Source organism: Streptomyces sp. NPDC002104 (genome assembly GCF_053593795.1).
Genome location: NZ_JBSFDF010000034.1, coordinates 14,486 through 31,376, shown reverse-complemented (window position 1 = coordinate 31,376; position 16,891 = coordinate 14,486). Strand labels below are relative to the sequence as shown.

The 16,891-nt window shown below is 71.7% G+C and carries 15 protein-coding genes; 5 read left to right on the top strand and 10 right to left on the bottom strand.

Features of this window, described 5'->3' with window-relative positions; genetic code table 11:
• Positions 1-442: 442 nt before the first annotated feature.
• A complete protein-coding gene (locus tag ACWCP2_RS25715; RefSeq protein WP_450910942.1) occupies positions 443-1,081 on the top strand; it encodes a hypothetical protein in 639 nt (212 codons plus the stop codon).
• A gap of 350 nt (positions 1,082-1,431) precedes the next feature.
• Here the strand turns inward: ACWCP2_RS25715 and ACWCP2_RS25710 are convergent, their stop codons facing one another.
• The 8 genes from ACWCP2_RS25710 to ACWCP2_RS25675 form a co-directional block, all read right to left on the bottom strand.
• Positions 1,432-1,773 (bottom strand): HopJ type III effector protein, encoded by a 342-nt coding sequence (locus ACWCP2_RS25710; protein ID WP_450910941.1) that lies wholly within the window; start codon positions 1,771-1,773, stop codon positions 1,432-1,434.
• A gap of 171 nt (positions 1,774-1,944) precedes the next feature.
• Entirely contained in the window at positions 1,945-3,234 is a 1,290-nt protein-coding gene (locus ACWCP2_RS25705) for an ABC transporter permease (protein ID WP_450910940.1), read from the bottom strand.
• Positions 3,228-3,977: an ABC transporter ATP-binding protein gene (locus ACWCP2_RS25700; protein ID WP_450910939.1), complete on the bottom strand. Its 750-nt coding sequence runs from the start codon at positions 3,975-3,977 to the stop codon at positions 3,228-3,230. Before ACWCP2_RS25700 ends, ACWCP2_RS25705 begins: the two co-directional genes overlap by 7 nt.
• The gene (locus ACWCP2_RS25695) at positions 3,974-5,557 is read right to left on the bottom strand and encodes a peptidoglycan-binding protein (RefSeq protein WP_450910938.1); all 1,584 of its coding nucleotides are present in this window, start codon (positions 5,555-5,557) and stop codon (positions 3,974-3,976) included. Before ACWCP2_RS25695 ends, ACWCP2_RS25700 begins: the two co-directional genes overlap by 4 nt.
• Positions 5,558-6,472 (bottom strand): hypothetical protein, encoded by a 915-nt coding sequence (locus ACWCP2_RS25690; protein WP_450910937.1) that lies wholly within the window; start codon positions 6,470-6,472, stop codon positions 5,558-5,560.
• A 77-nt stretch (positions 6,473-6,549) separates the two neighbouring features.
• A complete protein-coding gene (locus ACWCP2_RS25685; RefSeq protein WP_450910936.1) occupies positions 6,550-6,996 on the bottom strand; it encodes a hypothetical protein in 447 nt (148 codons plus the stop codon).
• Between the two features lie 234 nt (positions 6,997-7,230).
• A complete protein-coding gene (locus ACWCP2_RS25680; protein WP_450910935.1) occupies positions 7,231-7,677 on the bottom strand; it encodes a hypothetical protein in 447 nt (148 codons plus the stop codon).
• 473 nt (positions 7,678-8,150) lie between these two features.
• The gene (locus tag ACWCP2_RS25675) at positions 8,151-9,095 is read right to left on the bottom strand and encodes a LysR family transcriptional regulator (protein ID WP_450910934.1); all 945 of its coding nucleotides are present in this window, start codon (positions 9,093-9,095) and stop codon (positions 8,151-8,153) included.
• A 71-nt stretch (positions 9,096-9,166) separates the two neighbouring features.
• Here ACWCP2_RS25675 and ACWCP2_RS25670 point away from each other — a divergent pair, with 71 nt between their 5' ends.
• From ACWCP2_RS25670 to ACWCP2_RS25655, 4 genes are all read left to right on the top strand, one after another.
• A complete protein-coding gene (locus ACWCP2_RS25670) occupies positions 9,167-9,901 on the top strand; it encodes an SDR family oxidoreductase (protein WP_450910933.1) in 735 nt (244 codons plus the stop codon).
• A gap of 90 nt (positions 9,902-9,991) precedes the next feature.
• Positions 9,992-11,431 (top strand): sensor histidine kinase, encoded by a 1,440-nt coding sequence (locus tag ACWCP2_RS25665; RefSeq protein WP_450910932.1) that lies wholly within the window; start codon positions 9,992-9,994, stop codon positions 11,429-11,431.
• A 7-nt stretch (positions 11,432-11,438) separates the two neighbouring features.
• On the top strand, positions 11,439-12,107 hold the full coding sequence (locus ACWCP2_RS25660) for a response regulator (RefSeq protein WP_450910931.1): 669 nt from the start codon (positions 11,439-11,441) through the stop codon (positions 12,105-12,107).
• Between the two features lie 185 nt (positions 12,108-12,292).
• Positions 12,293-12,934, top strand: coding sequence for a phosphatase PAP2 family protein (locus ACWCP2_RS25655; protein ID WP_450910930.1), 642 nt, complete (start codon positions 12,293-12,295; stop codon positions 12,932-12,934).
• Between the two features lie 73 nt (positions 12,935-13,007).
• Here the strand turns inward: ACWCP2_RS25655 and ACWCP2_RS25650 are convergent, their stop codons facing one another.
• Positions 13,008-14,288 (bottom strand): MFS transporter, encoded by a 1,281-nt coding sequence (locus ACWCP2_RS25650; protein ID WP_450910929.1) that lies wholly within the window; start codon positions 14,286-14,288, stop codon positions 13,008-13,010.
• A 69-nt stretch (positions 14,289-14,357) separates the two neighbouring features.
• On the bottom strand, positions 14,358-16,799 hold the full coding sequence (locus ACWCP2_RS25645) for a HelD family protein (protein ID WP_450910928.1): 2,442 nt from the start codon (positions 16,797-16,799) through the stop codon (positions 14,358-14,360).
• Positions 16,800-16,891: the final 92 nt, after the last annotated feature.

The window sequence follows — 16,891 nt, the reverse complement described above, 5'->3', positions numbered from 1 at the left end:
CCGCCGATCCAAATCAGCATCTGCGTCTATATCAATCAAGATCACAGATGCCGGGGATGCTATCACCGGATCATCGGCTCCCAGGACGCCCGCTTTGGCCCCCGATCCCTCAACCGGACTGGCGCGGTTGTGGGTTGACATGCCCTTTCGGTGTCCCGCATCGGTCGTCGGCCCTGCCCTCCCGGCACCGTTGCGTTAAGCAGTTCTTCACGTGAGATGCGGCGATCTCTCACAACTGTCCACCGCACGGCCGGCCCGCCCACGGTCCGTATGTCCGTCCGTCCCTGACGCTCCAACAGGTGCTGCTGAGGCGTGGGGTGATGATCGACTATCGGCCCGGCGGCGTGATTTCGCTCTTTCGCGTGCCACGGCGCTGCCGCTTCCCTTGGCTCGTACACCGACGCGGCGACCCCGTCGCCACCCCCCGTCCCCCGGAGGACACATGGCATCGGACCAGGAGTGGAAGCTCGACGCCGGCACCGCGCGGATCCTCCCCGCGGGCGGCGAAGGCCTCGTCAGGCCGCTCCTTCTGGCCAGCAAGGCGGGGCCGGGGGAGACGGACCTGGACGCGCTCCAGGCCCGCCTGTGCTCCGGCACCGACGCGTTCGCCGATGCGGTGCGCGCCCGCGGCCACGACCTGATCCTCATCGGCTTCAACGACGGTTCCGCCCCCCTGGCCGACCTGGCGGACACGGTCGCGGACGCCCTGCGGCGGGCGGCGGCCGAGCGGACCGGCGACGCCCCGCTGGCCGTGGGCGGCATCGGCCGGGGAGCCCTGGCGGTCCGCTACGCCCTGGCCGCGATGGAGTACCGGCAGGAGGACCACCGGGCCGGGAGCTACTTCTCCTTCAACGGATCGGCGCCCTCCACGCAGGAGAACGCCGAGCTGGCCGCACGGGGCGGCGGGCCGCGGCTGCCGAAGCGGCTGAAGCTGGCCGTCGGCGACCTCGCCGACGCCGCTGACGCCGCCGGCGGTCCGGACGAGGAGGACTTCGACGACAGCAGCACCGCGCCCGCGGACCCGGGAGGTCTGCTGATCCCCACCGCGCAGGCTTCGTGGCTCCTGGACCACCTGTCCTAGACCACGGAATCGCGTGGGGATAACCGGCCGCGCACCGGAGTTCCGGGACGCTTTCGCAATTCAAAGTTCCATTACCGGAGGGCGAAATCCGCGAGGCCGAGCCGGGGGCCGCCGGACGGCGAAGCGGAACCCACCGCGGCGCAATCCCGGCCCCGAATGGACGCCTTGCGGACCGGCGGGTGGGCGGACCGGCGGGTGGGCGGACCGGCGGGCGGGCGGACCGGCGGGCGGGCGGGCGCCCCTTCCCCTGTCCCCGCCGCGGTCACCGCCTGCCGGACGAGATGCCGGGCTCCTACGAGATCCGCGCCGCGTCCCGGGCCGGAGCCGAGCGGGCCATCGCACGGTTCGGTTCAGCTCTTGCGGACCAACGGCTGCCCGGCGAACTCCACCCCCGCCAGCCCGTGGGCCATGAGGTTGCGGATGTTGCTGTGATCCGTGCCGTCCGGCGTCGCCAGCACGCTGCGGTAGTGCTCACCGAAGGCCAGCAGCGCCTCCTGGTCGCTCAGCCCTTCCAGCAGGGCCAGCCCCAGGGTCTTGCAGGACCCCTCGTTCTCGCCCGCGGCGTTCTCCAGCTCCCCGTTGCGGAACGCCTGCGGCTGGTACGCGTACTGCGCCGCGACGAAGGCCAAGGTGTCGGCGAACTCGTGCCCACCCGACGCAAGGCTCGCCCGCAGCGAGTTCAGATCGGTCATGTCGGCTCCCCTGGATTGGACGGACGACCCGTTCGCCGTCCGTGACCGGACGACATTACCTCCTCGCGCCCGGCCCGCCGGAATCGCGCGGCACGCCCCGGCGAACGGCATCTGCGCAGGTCACGGCGGACCCGGCTCCTCGCCGCGCGAGGCCCCCAAGGGCGGGGCGGGTCAGCCGCGCAGGGCTTCGGCGGGTTGTACGCGGGACGCGCGCCGGGCGGGATAGATCCCGGCCACGACTCCGGTCGCCAGACCGATGAGCGGGGCGGTGGCCAGGGTCACCGGGTGCATGACCGGGGTCCAGTCCCTGACCAGCGCCACCACCAGGACGGCCACCGTGCCCATGGCCGTACCGATGAGTCCGCCGAACGCGCCCAGCGTGCCCGACTCGGCGAGGAACTGGGCGGTGACGTGCCGCCTCTGCGCGCCGAGGGCACGGCGCAGGCCGATCTCCCCGGTCCGCTCCAGCACCGCCACCAGAGTGGTGTTGGCGATCCCGACCGCTCCTATGACCAGGCAGACCCCGGCGAGCAGGAGAAACAGCTGTTCGAGGTCGGAGGTCACCGAGGAGCGCAGGCTCTTCGGGTCGGGCGGCGGAACCGCCTTGAAGTACTCCGGGTGGTCGGGGCGCAGCGCCGTAGGGGCTTCCCCGGCCACCTGCCGGGCGGCGCCCAGATCGGTCGCGACGAGCATCCTGGCGCCCTGGGCGGGCCGCCCCCAGAGTTCGACCGCGGTCGTCTGCGGTACGAGTACGGAGAGCAGCATGTCCGGCTGGCGCCGGACGTCCTCGACGATGCCGGTGACGGTGAACGGCTGCCCGCCGATGAAGATCGCCGGTTTGGTCTCCAGCGTGGTGATCCCCAGCCGTGCGGCGATGCCCGAGCTGATCACGGTGACGCGCTGGCGGGTGCCGGCGTGGAAGCCGTCGTACAGCTTGCCCTGGGAGAGCCGGGGCTCGGCCGCGCGCAGCGCACCGGGGGCGGCGGCCACCACGCTGAGGGCCTCCCCTCCGGTGTCGCCGACCGGGGCGGCGGTCACGGCGAGTTCGCCGCCGCCGTGCCGGGGCTGCACCGTCCACAGCACGCCGGCGTGCCGCACCCCGTTGAGCCGCTCGACGCGGTCCGAGGCGTCGTCCGGGAACGCCGCGTCGGCGAACTCGTCCTGCTCCCGGGAGACGTCCTCGACCGACACCTCGGTCGCGGACAGGACGTTGAAGCGGGAGTCGATCTGCGAGGAGGCGGTGGCGGTGAGGCCGAGTACGGCGACGAAGGCACCGACGCCCAGGACGGTGCCGAGCATGGTCAGCGCGGAACGGGCGGGGCGCTGCAGCATCCCGGCCAGCGCTTCGGCCAGCAGGTCCCGCGGTACGAAGGCGGAGCGCCCGACGCGGGATACGGGCACGGGCACGGAGGACCCGGGCACGGGCACGGAGCGCCGTGTCTTTCGGTTCCGGCTCAGCATGCGCGTGCCTGCTCGCTCTCGCTCAGGATGCCGTCCCGGATGGTGACCGTCCGACGGCCGCGGGCGGCCACGGCCAGGTCGTGCGTGATGAGGACGATGGTGATGCCCTCGGCGTTGAGTGCTTCCAGCAGCTGGAGCACCGCCTCGGCGTTGCCGGTGTCGAGGTTTCCCGTCGGCTCGTCGCACAGGAGCAGCGAGGGCCGGGCGACCAGGGCCCGCGCGATGGCCACCCGCTGGCGTTCGCCGCCGGACATCCGGGTGGGCAGTGCCTCGGTCCGGTGGCCGAGGCCGACCCGGGCCAGCGCCTCGCGGGCCCGCTCGGGGCGCTCGCGGCGCGGTGCGCCGCCGTAGACCATGGCGAGTTCGACGTTCTCGCGGGCGCTGCGGTGCGGCAGCAGGTGGAAGGCCTGGAAGACGAACCCGATGTGGCGGCCGCGCAGCGTGGTGCGCTCGGTGTCCTTGAGCCGGCTGGTGTCGATGCCGTCGAGGAGGAGGGTGCCCGTCGTGGGGGTGTCGAGGAGCCCGGTGATGTTCAGGAACGTGGACTTGCCCGATCCGGAGGGGCCGACGACGGTGATGAACTCGCCCCGGTGGACCACGAGGTCGCTGGGGCGGAAGGCCGCCACGGGCGGCGGCCCCGGATAGGTGAGGCCGACCTGCCGGAACTCGATGACGGGCGGATCGGCCGGGGCCTGGGCCGAGCTCGGGATCGGGGCCGGGGCCGGGGCCGGGGAGACGGTCATCCGGCGCTCCCCGGTGCGGCTGCGGAGCCGGAGCCGGAGCCGGAGCCCGCGCCCGCGCCGGCCCGGACGCCGGTCACCACGGGGTCGCCCTCGCCGAGGGCCCCGCTGTCCAGGGGGATGACTTCGACGTAGCCGTCGCCGCTGGTGCCGGGCTTCACCCGGACCCGGCGCTGCCTGCCGTCGCCCTCCAGCACCGTGACGGCGGTGGAGCCGTCGGCGCCGGCCGACACAGCCGTGACCGGCACGACCAGGACCTTGCCGCCGGTGGTGGCGGCCAGGACGGTCAGGCGGACGTTCTGCCCGGTCCATTCGGCCTCCAGCGGCCGGCCCGGCGCCAGAGTCATCAGATAGCCGTCCGCATCGGCCTGTCCCGCGGCCGGCTCCGCGTCCTGCGCGTCGCCGTCGGGACGCGGCGTCGTGCGGGTGGTGGCGATGGAGCGTACGGAGGCGGTGGCGGTGGCGCCGTTGACCTCGGAGAGGATCTCCGCCTTCTGGCCCGCCCTGATCAGGTCCTTCTGGTGGTCGGGTACGTACCCGTGCACCACCAGGGCGCCGGCGGCGACGGTCATCACGGCTCCCTGCGCCTTCGCGCCGAGCCGTACGGGGAGATCCTGCACCCGCGCCGGGAAGCTCTCCAGGAACGCGACCTCGCCGGACGGGACCATGGGGCCCGCGGCCGCCCGAGCGGCGACCAGGCCCTCCTGTGCGGTGGCCAGGTCCTCCCGGGCCCGCTTGACCGCCTTGCGCGAGGGCTCCAGATCGCGACCGCCGCCCGCTGCTGCCCCGGCCGTTCCCGAGGCCGCCCCCGCGGTGGAGCCCGCCGTTTTGCCCGAACCCGACCCCGAGCTGCCGGAGCCGGAGCCCGAACCGGCCCCGCTCTCGGCGGTCTTCAACGCGTCCTTGGCATCGTCCAGGGCCCGTCCGGCCGCCGTCACCTGGGCTTCGGCCGCGGTGATGGTGGCCGATCCCTCGGCGCCGCCGACCGGGACGGGTTCGTATCCGAGCGCTTCGTAGAGCGCGGTGACCGCCGACTTCGTGGCCTCGCCGAAACGGCCCCGGTTGTCGGGGGAGGTGGAGTGGCCGAGCCGCTGCAGCGCGTCCTGGAGCTGGGCCACGTCACTGCCCTGGGCCCCGGGCTTGAGGTCGCGGTAGAGCGGAACGGTGCCCTGCAGGGCGATCACGGGACGGCCGGAGATCTCGACCAGGAGCCGGCCCGCCTGCACCTGGTCGCCTGCCTTCAGCGGCAGCTTGGAGACCGTGGGGCTGCCTCCGTCGGACGCGCCGCCGGGGGTGATCTCGACGCTCTGGCCAGCGACCACGGTGCCGCGGAGGATCACCGAGGACGCCAGTGCCCGGTACTCGACCGGCGCCGTGATCACGGACGGTGCGGGGGGCCGGGAGTCCGCCGCCGCCTGGGCGGGTGACTTGATCAGCAGGGAGGTCCCGAAACCCGCCCCGGTGAGCGCGACCGCGCCCACCGCGATCAGGGTGAGCCAGCGGCGCCTGATCCGTACGCCGTCACCCCCGTGGGCGAGGGCCTCCCCGGCCGCGTCCGCGGGGGGCTGTTCGTCGTTCTGCATTCAGTTCGCCAATGCCTCGTTGGCCGACTTGATGACCGCGCCCTGATCCTTCTTGATCTCGGCGAAACCGGCGGCGTTCTGCTCGATGTAATCGTTCTGGATCTTCGTTTCGAGGCGGAGCAGTACGGTGGAAAGTTTCGTCTCCTGCTTGCAGTTCACATCCGCCTTGGCCACGGCCTTCTCCTGCGGCGTCGCGGAATTCCCCTGGGGCGCGTACTTTTCGGCGGGCTGGAGGAAAGTGGTGTGCCGGTATCCGGCCTTCCTCATGCAGGACGCCCATTCGTTCTGCGCCTTGGTGAATTCCGGCATCTTCTGGGCCTGCGCGAAGGAGGAGAAGTCGATGCTGAGCAGGCCGATCTTGCCCTTCTGGGGGTTCTGCACCTTGTCGAGCCCCAGCTTGCGGCCGGCCTCGCCCACGCAGCCGCCCTCGGGAACGTCCTTGCCCTGGTAGTTGCCGGCCGTACCGGCCTTGCCGCCCTTGGCGCCGTAGACCATGTACGCCTCGGGCGGGAGCTTGGCCGCGCCCGAGGCCGCGCCCGCGGCGTGCTGGTCGCCGCCTGCCAGCGGGATCATGTGGTAGCCGTGCTCGGCGGCGACCTTCTCGCTGACCACGCCGTACCGACGGCTCACGACCTTGACCGGCTCGGCCTTCGTGACCGGCCAGTCGAACCCGAACCGCTTCATGCAGTCGGAAGCCAGGGTGGAGTGCGCGGTGTCGACCAGCGCCTGCTGCTCGGGGGTGAAGAAATAGGCGGACACCGGAAGGGCGATGTCGGCCTCCGTGACAACCTCCCGGGCCGCGGAACCGCCCCCGCCGGCGGCGCCGGTGCCCGCGCCGGCCCGGCCGCCCTCCGCACAGCCGGTGAGCAGCAGCGTGCCGACGCCGGCGGCGATGACGAGACGCGTGTAACGCAAAGGAACCCCTGGATAGAGTGGATGTGCGCGGTGGGGCGGAATTGGCCTCCGCCCCACCGCCGTCATGAGCCGGCGAATCAGAAGTTGTACACAGTTCCCGAGCAGTTGTCGCCGAAGAGGTGCGAGTTCATCACGTCGTTGGCCTGCTTGCCGTTGCTGAGGGTGATGTAGGCCAGGTTCGAGACGTATCCGTAGGCCGCGATCTTGAAGCACGGACCCCAGTGCGCGGAGTTGTAGTACACCGAGATCCGGGTGTCGGTGTCCCAGTTGTCCATGGAGCTGACGTTGAGGATGTAGTTGTCACCGGCGTAGAGCGGGATGTTGGGGGTGCCGGGGTAGTAGATGTTCGCCCAGTTGGTACGGGAGCTGTAGTCGTCCCGCTTGTATCCGCCGAAGTCGGAGTCCGAGTAGAGACACGCGTTGTCGGGGGTACAGGAGGCGGCCTGCGCGGGCGCGGCCATGACGACCGCCCCGGTGAACAGGGATGCCGCGGCGAGCAGCATTGCCCAAGTGCGTCGAATCATGAATGTTCCTTGTTCTTGATCCATGCCGGAATTACGGCCGGTGAACGGCGAGGGATGAACGGGATGCGGCGCCACATCACACCCCCGCCGGTGCGCATGTCATGCGCACATCAGAGGTGGAAATCGAAGGCTAGCCGATCTTGAGAGACGCGGAAACGATCTTGAAAGCTACTCGCCGGTGTTCTGCTGATCCGCCAAGTCCTGTTGGCGAATAGCCCAGTTCGGCGGCGGCGATCAGAAGTTGTAGACGGTTCCGGAGCAGTTGTTGCCGAAGAGGTGACCGTTCATCACGTCGTTGGCCTGCTTGCCGCTGCTGAGGGTGATGTAGGCCATGTTGGACACGTAGCCGTACGCCGCGATCTTGAAGCAGGGGCCCAGCCACTGGGAGTTGTAGTACACCGAGATCCTGGTGTCCGTGTCCCAGTTGTCGATGGAGCTGACGTTGAAGAGGTAGTTGTCGTCCCAGTAGAGCGGGATGTTGGGCGTGCCGGCGTAGTAGATGTCCTCCCACTTGGACCGGGAGCTGTAGTCGTCCCGCTTGTATCCGCCGAAGTCGGAGTCCGAGTAGAGGCAGGCGTTGTCGGGGGTGCAGGAGGCCGCCTGAGCGGGCGCGGCCATGAGGACAGCCCCACTGGCCAGCGAAGCCGCGGCAAGCAGCATCGCCGAAATGCGTTGAGCCATGAGTGATTCTCGATTTCGATCCGAGCCGCGATGGCGGCGGATGACGGCGAGGGGTGTCCGGATGCGGCGCCACATCACGGCCCCGCCGGTGCGCATGTCATGCGCACATCAGGAGTGGAAATATGAGGCTAACTGATCTTCATCTGCCCCGAAACGATCTTGTGCACTACCCGCCGGTATTCTGTCGATCCACCAAGTGCCCTTGACGGATCAGCCAGTTCGGCGATCAGCGCCTCTCGGAGAACGCAACGCGTCGACGACGGCCGGGCATCCTCCCGCTGAACCGTCACGACGGATCGCGGTCCGGGCCGTCCTCGGTCCGGAGGGCCGGCGTGCAGGCGTGCGGGCGTGCGGGCGTGCGGGCGTGCGGGCGTGCGGGCGTGCGGGCGTGCGGGCGTGCGGGCGTGCGGGCGTGCGGGCGTGACCGTCCAACGGTGGGCGCGGCCCCGTCGGTTGAGTGCGCGCCGCGCCGGTCAGGCCAGTGCGGTCATGTGGTCGGGGTGGTGGGCGGCGACGTCGTGGGCGGCCTGGACGAAGGCGGCGACGGCCGGGGATCGCGAGGTCTCCGGCCAGGCGACCATGACCGCACTCGGACTGAGGCCGGTGACCGGCCGGTAGGCGATGTCCGGGCGCCGGTGGCGCTCGGTGGTGGAGCGCGACAGGAACGCCACCGCCTGCCCCAGCGCGACCACCTCCAGGAGCTGCTCGACGCCGGCCACGAGCGGCCCCTCGGGAGCGTCGGCCGGCGCCACGTCCGTGCGGCCGTCGCCCGCGCCCGCTCCGTCGCATCCGGTGTAGTACGCGGTGTGGGAGGGGGAGGCCCCCTTCCAGCGGGGGATCGGCTCGCCCCTGAGGTCGCTCAGCCGCAGCCGCCGGCGTCCGGCCAGGCGGTGCGCGGCGGGGAGGACGGCCAGCCGCGGCTCGATCACGAGCGTCTGGGAATCCAGCCCACGAGCGTCGAACGGGCTGCGCAGCAGCGCCACGTCGGCACGGCCGTCCCGCAGCATGGCGATCGGCTCTCCGCTGCCGCCGACGACGACTTCGGGCGGCGGCAGATGCGGACCCGTTCCCCGGTAGGCGGCGAGGACCTCCCTCAACAGCCCGGCGTCGCCTCCCGGTTTGACCGCCACGACGAGCTGCGGCGCCGGCTGGCCGGCCCGGCGTGCTCGCCGCCCCGCCGCGTGCACCGCGTCGACCGCGATCCGGGCCTGGTCGAGCAGCACCCGGCCGGCGTCGGTGAGCCGCACCTGCCGGGTGGTGCGCTCCAGCAGGCGTACCCCGAGCCGGGACTCCATCTGAGCGATCGCCTTCGACAGCGGGGGCTGCGCCATTCCCAGGCGCCCGGCGGCCCGGCTGAAGTTCAGTTCCTCGGCGACCGCGATGAAGTACCTCAGCTCCCGCACCTCCAGCTCACTCATATCCGTGGACTATAGATCCAGAGCCTTCCGGTCTTTCCCCGCACCCCGTGGGTGAGGAGAACCTGGGTGTCATGACGACTTCGCAGAAGACCGCTCTCATCACCGGGGCGAACAAGGGCATCGGCAAGGAAACGGCGCGCAGGCTCGCGGCCCGCGGCATCACCGTGCTCATCGGCGCCCGCGACACCGAGCGCGGCGAGGCGGCGGCCGAGGAACTCCGCGCGGGCGGCGCCGACGTACGGTTCGTTCCGCTGGACGTCACCGACGAGGCCTCGGTCCAGGCCGCCGCCCAGCACATCGATGCCGCCTTCGGCCGCCTCGACATCCTCGTCAACAACGCCGCGATCGCCCCCGGACAGCAAAAGCCGAGTGAGACCCGGGCCGCCACCGTCCGGCAGGTCTACGAGACCAACGTGTTCGGCGTCATCGCGGTGACTCACGCGATGCTCCCCCTGCTGCGCCGCTCCGCCGCCGCACGCATCGTCAACATGTCCAGCGAACTGGGTTCCCTCACCCACATGGCCGACCCGGCCGGCCCGTGGTCCGCCTACACCTCCCTCCTCCTCCCTTACTGCACCTCGAAGAGCGCGCTGAACGCGATCACCGTGCTCTACGCCAACGAACTGCGCGCGGAAGGCATCCTGGTCAACGCGGTGAGCCCCGGCTACTGCGCGACCGACCTCAACCGCCACTCCGGCATCCGCACCGCGGAGGAAGGCGCAGCCGTGGCGGTCACCCTGGCCACGGCGGACGGCCCCGCCCCGACGGCCGCCTTCCTGACCGAGACCGGCCCCATCCCCTGGTAGGGCCGGAGAACCAAGACGGACCCTCACCGGGGATCGAAGTAAGCTTTCGACGGATCCGGCAGGCAGTGCGGACTCGGTACTGTCGGCCGGATGATCGGAACAACTCCCGACGGCGTGACGGATGTACGCGGGCGGCAGTCCCGCCGGCGGTGGTTCGCCGACCCAGGTGCCCTCCTCTCGGCGGCGGCCTCGGCCATGGCCTGTCTGAGTCTGCTCAGCGCGTGGCTGGCCCTGCCGACGGCAATCGCGGCATTCATGGCGGGGCGCAGGCCCGGCCCCCTGCGCAGAACCGCCCTGGGCCTCGTCGCCGTGCTCGCGGTGGATGTCACCGCGGCGTTCGTGATGCCCAGTTGGCTTTCCTCCGGCAGCCGGCTCGCGGCCGTGGTCGTCGGAGCGGTGATGCTTCCCTGGTTCGCAGGCCGGTTCTGGTCGCAGTACCAGGAACTCGTGCGGGCCGGCTGGGAGCGGGCGGAGCACCTCGAACGGGAGCAACGGCTGGTGGCCGAACAGGCCCGGCTGCGTGAGCGGGCGCGCATCGCCCAGGACATGCACGACTCCCTCGGCCACGACCTCAGCCTGATCGCCCTCTCGGCGGGCGCGCTCAAGCTGGCCCCGGGCCTGTCGGAACAGAACCGCCAGGCCGCCCATGACATCAGGGCGAAGGCCGCCTCCGCAGTGGAGCGGCTCGGCGACGTCATCGGGGTGCTCAGCGAAGCACCCGCACGGCCGTCGGACACCAGCATCAAACGGCTGGTCGAGGAGGCGCGGGCAGCCGGTCTGACGGTGGAACTCCGAGTCGAGGGCGAGGTGGAGGGCCTGCACAAGGCCGTCGAACGGGCCGCGTACCGCGTGGTTCAGGAGGGGCTGACCAACGCGGTCAAGCACGCGCCGCACGCGGACGCGACCGTCACGCTCTCCCACGCCGCCACGGAGACCACGGTCGTGGTGGAGAACGGCCCGCCACCCTCCTCCGCGCCCGCGCGGCCCGGCCAGGGTGGCCGACGGGGCCTGGTGGGCCTGGACGAAAGGGTGCGCCTGGTCGGCGGCCGCTTCGAGTACGGCGCTCGCGGCCGTGGCTTCGTCATTTCCGCCCGCCTGCCGCACGTTCCCCGGCCGCCGCAATCCGCCACCCAGGCCCTCCAGAGCCCGACCGACCTGACACACGAGCATCGGCGTGCCCGCCGGCGGGTCAGCCGCACGCTGGTCGCCGCGGGGATGGTCCCGCTGATCACCGGCGGCGTGATCAGTGTCATTTTGACGGGCTGGAACATGATGACGGCCTCATGGTCGGTACTCGACCCGGGCGACTATGCCCGGCTGCGTGTGGGACAGGACCGTTTCGACATCGAGCGGGTGCTTCCGGACCGTCAGACGACGGACCGGCCCGGGGCGCCCGAACCCAAAGGTGAGGGAGTGACGTGCGAGTACTACGCCATGACGGCCGACCGGTTCGACGACCGGTCGGGGGACGCGTACCGGATCTGTTTCAAGGGCGGCAGGATCGCGTCCCTGGACGCGCTCACCCCGTGAGCGCCCGGTGATCCGGGTGCTCATCGCGGACGACGAGGCGATGATCCGCGCAGGTGTGAGGGCCGTGCTCGCCACCGATCCCGAGCTCGACGTGATCGCCGAGGCGGCCAATGGACGCGACGCCGTCGAACTCGTCCAGCGGCACCGCCCCGACGTGGCGGTCCTCGACATCCGGATGCCCGAGGTCGACGGACTCCAGGCGGCCGCCGAGATCCGCCGTACCGTGCCGGACACCGGCGTGGTCATGCTGACGACGTTCGGGGAGGACGACTACATCCTGCGGGCCCTCGGAGGCGGAGTCGCCGGCTTCCTGATCAAGTCCGGAGAGCCCGAGGAACTGATCGTGGGCGTACGGGCCGTGGCCGGCGGCGCCGCGTACCTGCCGCCCGCAGTTGCGGCCAGGGTGGTCGCCCACCTCGCCTCCAGCGGTTCCGGCACGCTGGCCGCCCGCCGGTCCGCCGCCCGGGAGAAGGTGTCCGCCCTCACCACCCGTGAGCGGGAGGTGCTCGGCCTGGTGAAGGACGGGCAGTCGAACGCGCTGATCGGCCGGCGCCTCCAGGTGGCGGAAGGGACGGTCAAGGCGCATGTCAGCTCGATCCTGGCCCGCCTGGGAGTGGAGAACCGGGCCGCCGCCGCGGTCGTCGCGCACGAAGCCGGCCCTGATGTCCTCGAATGAGCGGGCCATGAGCCGTCCATGAGCGGGCCATGAGCGGGATCGGCCGGCACATCGGGGGATCCGTCGTGGTGGTGGTACTGGACGAAAGTTGGGTTGCGCCCTGCCCTTCGTGCAATGTCCGAAAGCTCGCCGCTTCGTAATTTGGTGTTCATGAACAACACCGCGAAGGCTGGGGAGGCCCGATCGTGACTACCGCACCACGCGTGACCGCCGATGGCGGATCCGATCTCGGTGGTGATCTCTACAAGGACATCACCGAGTTCGCCGCCGGTACTCCGTCGTGGTTCCAGCACCTGGCGGAGTTCGGGACCGAGGGCGGCATCCTCGTCCTGCCGGTCCTGTTCCTCGGGGCCTGGTGGCGCGCCCGGCGGGGTTCCGACCGCGTGATGACGCTCGCGCTGCTCGCACCCGTCGCCACCGGTGCGGCGTACTTCCTGAGTGAGGTCCTGAAGAGCTGGATCAAGGAGGAACGCCCCTGCCGGGCGGTCCGCGGGACCTCGCCGATCGCCGAATGCCCGGAACCGGGGGACTGGTCCTTCCCGAGCAACCACTCCGCCATCGCGGCAGGTGCGGCCTTCACCCTGCTCCTGGTGTGGCGCACGGCCTTCTGGTTCGCCCTGCCCGTGGCCGTCCTGACGGCGCTCTCCCGCAGTTTCCTCGGAGTGCACTACGTCCACGACGTCGTCGCCGGGTTCGCCTGGGGGGCGGCCGTCGCCCCCCTGGTGCTGAGGGCGCTGACCAGGCCGGGCCTGACGGTCGTGTCGCGCTTGCGGACACAACCGTCGCTGAAGCCGCTGCTGATCGCGCATGAGGCCCGGCATCGCTGAGCCCGACGGCCGAGCCCGGCCTGATCGGCAACACACCGAGGCCGTCTCTTTCGGATCGTGTCGGCCTAGCCCCTCACAGGGACACCGGACGGATCGTCCGCTTGAGCGCGACGGCCCAGACGATCACCGCGGCCGATCCGATGGCGAGCACGGCCGTGGACATGCCGGCCTGGATGCCGAACCGCACGGTCACCGAGCTGGCCACCAGCGCCCCCAGGGGAACCCCGAGGCCGGAGGAGAGCATGCGCCGGGTGGTGTTGACCCGGCCCTGGAGTCCGGCGGGGGTGACCTCCTGGGAATACGTCATCGTATTGACGAGCACGACGAGATAGGCGCAGCCCCAGACGGCCAGTGCCACCAGCACGATCCGCCAGTCGGAAACGAGTACGACCACCAGTCCCAGAGCCGCTCCGGCCGGAAGCGTCCCGAGCAGGATCCGAAAGGCGTCGAAGTGGCGCAGGAGTCGCGGAAGAATCAGCGCTCCACCGATTCCACCGGCACTCCACGCCGTGTAAAGAAACCCGATCCGGGGATCCGTACCGTGAATTCCGAGACCCCGGTCGGCGAAGACGACGAGCTGTCCGACGATCGCGCCGCCCGAGAACGACTGCAGGGTTCCGACGACCGTCATGAGGCGCAGGGTCGGATGGTTCCAGAGGAACGCCATGCCTTCGGTGATGGATTCCCGGAAGCCCGGACGGGCGGCCGGGGGCGTGGCGCGGGCCGCGGACCGGTCGGCGACGGCCCTGATCAGCAAGGCCGAAGCGGCGAAGGTCAGTGCGTCCACGGCCAGGGTGCCGACCGGCTCGACGAAGGCGATCAGCGCGCCGGCCACCGCGCTTCCCGCGATCCGCACGGCCGTCTCGGCGCCGTAGAGGGCGCTGTTGGCCCGGGAGAGGTTCTCCTTCCCCACGACCGAGGGCACGAACCCGTAGACCCCCGCGTCGAAGAACAGCGCGAGGCTGGACGACACCAGGGCCACCGCGATCACCTGCGCGACGGTCAGGGCGTCCAGGGCCCAGGCCAGCGGGACGCTCGCCAGGCAGAGCGCGTTCAGCCAGTCCGTCACGACCATGAGGCGGCGCCGGTCCATCCGGTCGGCGACGGCGCCCGCGACGAGCCCGAACACCAGGTAGGGCAGGGTCCCCGCGGCGGCCACCAAGGACACCAGCAGGGGGGATTTCGACTCCTGGTACACCAGCACCGGCAATGCCACCGTGGTGATGGCCGAACCGAGTCCGGAAACAGTTCTGGAAAGCCAGAAATTGCGGAATCCTCGCATCGCGCGAAGCGGAGTTTTCGACGATGGGGCGGATGAGTCTATATCGGTGCCTTGCTGTGCGCTTGAAGTCATACGGGTTTATAGGCAGATCGCCGATCCTGCGTCAACTGCCCCGGCATTGCGGGCATTCTCTCCATTCCCTCAATTGCCACGGCTCTCCTTCACCCCGTCCAGAACGGCGGGTATCCGCCCCGGGTGGAGGATCAGCAGGTGCCGGGCCGCCCGTGTCAGCGCCACGTAGAGGTCGCCCAGACCCCGGGCCGAGCCGTCGAGCACGGCCTGCGGATCGACCAGGACCACCGTGTCGAACTCCAGCCCCTTCGCCTGGCGGACGGTCAGCACGACGACCCGGCGCTCCAGGTCGGGGTCCGGCCCCCACGAGACGTCCGGGACCTCGGCCCGGACGGCCCCGGCCAGCCGCTCCACGTCCTTCCCCGGGGCGAGGACCGCGATCCTGCCGCCCCCGGGCCGCTGCGCCTCCCCGGCCACCACGGCGGCCAGCCGGGCCGCCAGGCGGCTGCGGGGCACCCGTTCCCGTGCCGGCTCGACGCCTGCGGCGCGCACCGCCGTCGCGGGCTCCAGGGCGGGGTCGATCGCGGCGAGCACCCGGTCCGCGACCGTCATGATCTCCGCCGGCGTCCGGTAGTTGATCGTGAGCTGCTCCAGCCGCCAGCGGGTCCCGAAGAACGGCTCCAGCGCCTCGGACCAGGAGGCCGAGCCCGCCGCCTCGCTCGTCTGGGCCGAGTCGCCGACCACCGTGAACGAGCGGGTGGGGCAGCGCCGTACCAGCAGCCGCCACACCATCGGCGACAGCTCCTGCGCCTCGTCGACGATCACGTGGCCGAACACCCAGGCCCGGTCCGCCGCCGCGCGCTCCGCGGTCGTGCGCCGGTCCGTCTCCCGGTGGCGGTCGGCGAGCCGCTCGGCGTCCAGCAGGTCGGCCGCGCCCAGGCGTTGCGCTCCGTCCGCGTCCTCCCCCGCACGCGAGCCCCGGGCGACGTCCAGCACGCCCTGGGCGTAGGCGAGTTCCATGGCGCGTTCGGCCGACTCCGGGTCGGGGCCGCTGTCGGCCGGGGCGCCGAGCAGCTCCGAGGCCTCGTCGAGCAGGGGAACGTCGGACAGCGACCAGTCCGCGTCCGGGCCGGACGGAGTCAGCAGGGCGCGCTCCGCCTCGGTGAGCAGCCCGCGCGCGGCTGCGGCCAGCCGCTCCGGGTCGGCGTACAGGTCGCCCAGGAGCCGTTGCGGGCTGAGCTCCGGCCACAGCGAGGCCAGCAGCCGGCGCACCACGGGGTCGCGGGGCAGCGCGTCGAGCCAGAACTCCACGCGTTCCGCGAGTTCCAGGCGGGCCGCCCCCGCCATGTCCAGTTGTGGCGCGCCCTCGCCGAACACGCTGATGACGTCCCCGGCGGCCGCCCGGTCCACCTCCGCGAAATCGACGTCGGGGGCCAGCTCCTCCTCGAACCGCGCCTCGATGTCGGCGATCACCCGGGCCAGGCGCCGGGCCAGCTCCTCGACGACGGCCCGGCAGAAGACCGGGCGGGCCCGGTTGTGCGGGAGCCCGGTCGCCCGCGCCCGGGCCACCGCGGCGGCCAGCGTCGCGGGCTCCAGCCGGAGCGCCTCGCCGCCGATCACCACGTCCACCGGGCCGTCCGTCACGGCCTGGCGCGCACGCACCGCGGCCGCCAGTACGTCGGCCATCACCGCCCGCCCCTTGACCTCCGCCACCGCCCCGGGGTCCTCGCGCCGGGCGCACACCCCGGGGAAGAGCTCCCCGAGCGAGGAGAGCAGCACGCTCGTCTCGCCCATGCCGGGCAGCACCTGGCCGATGTAGCCGAGGAACACCGGGTTCGGGCCGAGTACCAGCACACCCCGGTCCTTCAGGCGGCGGTCGGAGTAGAGCAGGTACGCCGCCCTGTGCAGGGCCACGACCGTCTTGCCGGTGCCAGGGCCGCCCTGCACCACCAGTACCCCGGCGTGCGGGGCGCGGATGATCCGGTCCTGTTCCGCCTGCAGGGTGGCGACGGCGTCCCGCATGCGGCCGGTCCGGTCCGCCCGCAGCTCCGCGAGCAGCGCCGCCTCGCCGGACAGCCGGACGTCCCCGGGCGCGGCCCGGTCGCCGGCGAGCCATTCGTCGTCCACCCGGAGCACCGTCCGGCCCCGGGTGTGCAGGTACCGCCGCAGCGTCACGCCCTGCGGTGCGACGGCGGTGGCCGTGTAGAAGGGGCGGGCCGCCGGTGCGCGCCAGTCGAGCATCAGCGGATCGTCCTCGGGCCGCACGCCGCGCACGCCGATCCGGCCGAGGTAGAGGCGGCCGCCGTCCGCGAGGTCGAGGCGCCCGAAGCACAGCCCGTTCTCGGCGGCGTCGAGCGAAGCGAGCTGCCGGCCCAGCCGGTCCACGGCCGCACCGCGCTCCAGCCGCCCCTGCGCCGTCCCCGCCCGTTCGCGCAGCTCCCCGGCCAGCTCCCCGGCCAGCTCCGCGCGCAGGCCGTCGACCCGGGCGTGCAAGAGGTCCACGTACGCCTGCTCGGGCGCGAGGCCGCGGTCCGCGTACGCCTGTTCGGGCGGGGGCGGGGAGGAAGTCATGTCTGCTCCTGATCGCAGGGGTGCGGGAGGAACGCTACGGACGATCCGGCCCCGTCCGGCCCTGTTGGCAATTTCTTGCCAACCTCCTCCTG

What these genes read in the sequence shown, in the direction of transcription:
- ACWCP2_RS25715 (WP_450910942.1), top strand. Translation starts at nt 443, where the DNA reads ATGGCATCGGACCAGGAGTGGAAGCTCGACGCCGGCACCGCGCGGATC.
- ACWCP2_RS25710 (WP_450910941.1), bottom strand. Translation starts at nt 1,773, where the DNA reads ATGACCGATCTGAACTCGCTGCGGGCGAGCCTTGCGTCGGGTGGGCAC.
- ACWCP2_RS25705 (WP_450910940.1), bottom strand. Translation starts at nt 3,234, where the DNA reads ATGCTGAGCCGGAACCGAAAGACACGGCGCTCCGTGCCCGTGCCCGGG.
- ACWCP2_RS25700 (WP_450910939.1), bottom strand. Translation starts at nt 3,977, where the DNA reads ATGACCGTCTCCCCGGCCCCGGCCCCGGCCCCGATCCCGAGCTCGGCC.
- ACWCP2_RS25695 (WP_450910938.1), bottom strand. Translation starts at nt 5,557, where the DNA reads ATGCAGAACGACGAACAGCCCCCCGCGGACGCGGCCGGGGAGGCCCTC.
- ACWCP2_RS25685 (WP_450910936.1), bottom strand. Translation starts at nt 6,996, where the DNA reads ATGATTCGACGCACTTGGGCAATGCTGCTCGCCGCGGCATCCCTGTTC.
- ACWCP2_RS25680 (WP_450910935.1), bottom strand. Translation starts at nt 7,677, where the DNA reads ATGGCTCAACGCATTTCGGCGATGCTGCTTGCCGCGGCTTCGCTGGCC.
- ACWCP2_RS25675 (WP_450910934.1), bottom strand. Translation starts at nt 9,095, where the DNA reads ATGAGTGAGCTGGAGGTGCGGGAGCTGAGGTACTTCATCGCGGTCGCC.
- ACWCP2_RS25670 (WP_450910933.1), top strand. Translation starts at nt 9,167, where the DNA reads ATGACGACTTCGCAGAAGACCGCTCTCATCACCGGGGCGAACAAGGGC.
- ACWCP2_RS25665 (WP_450910932.1), top strand. Translation starts at nt 9,992, where the DNA reads ATGATCGGAACAACTCCCGACGGCGTGACGGATGTACGCGGGCGGCAG.
- ACWCP2_RS25650 (WP_450910929.1), bottom strand. Translation starts at nt 14,288, where the DNA reads ATGACTTCAAGCGCACAGCAAGGCACCGATATAGACTCATCCGCCCCA.
- ACWCP2_RS25645 (WP_450910928.1), bottom strand. Translation starts at nt 16,799, where the DNA reads ATGACTTCCTCCCCGCCCCCGCCCGAACAGGCGTACGCGGACCGCGGC.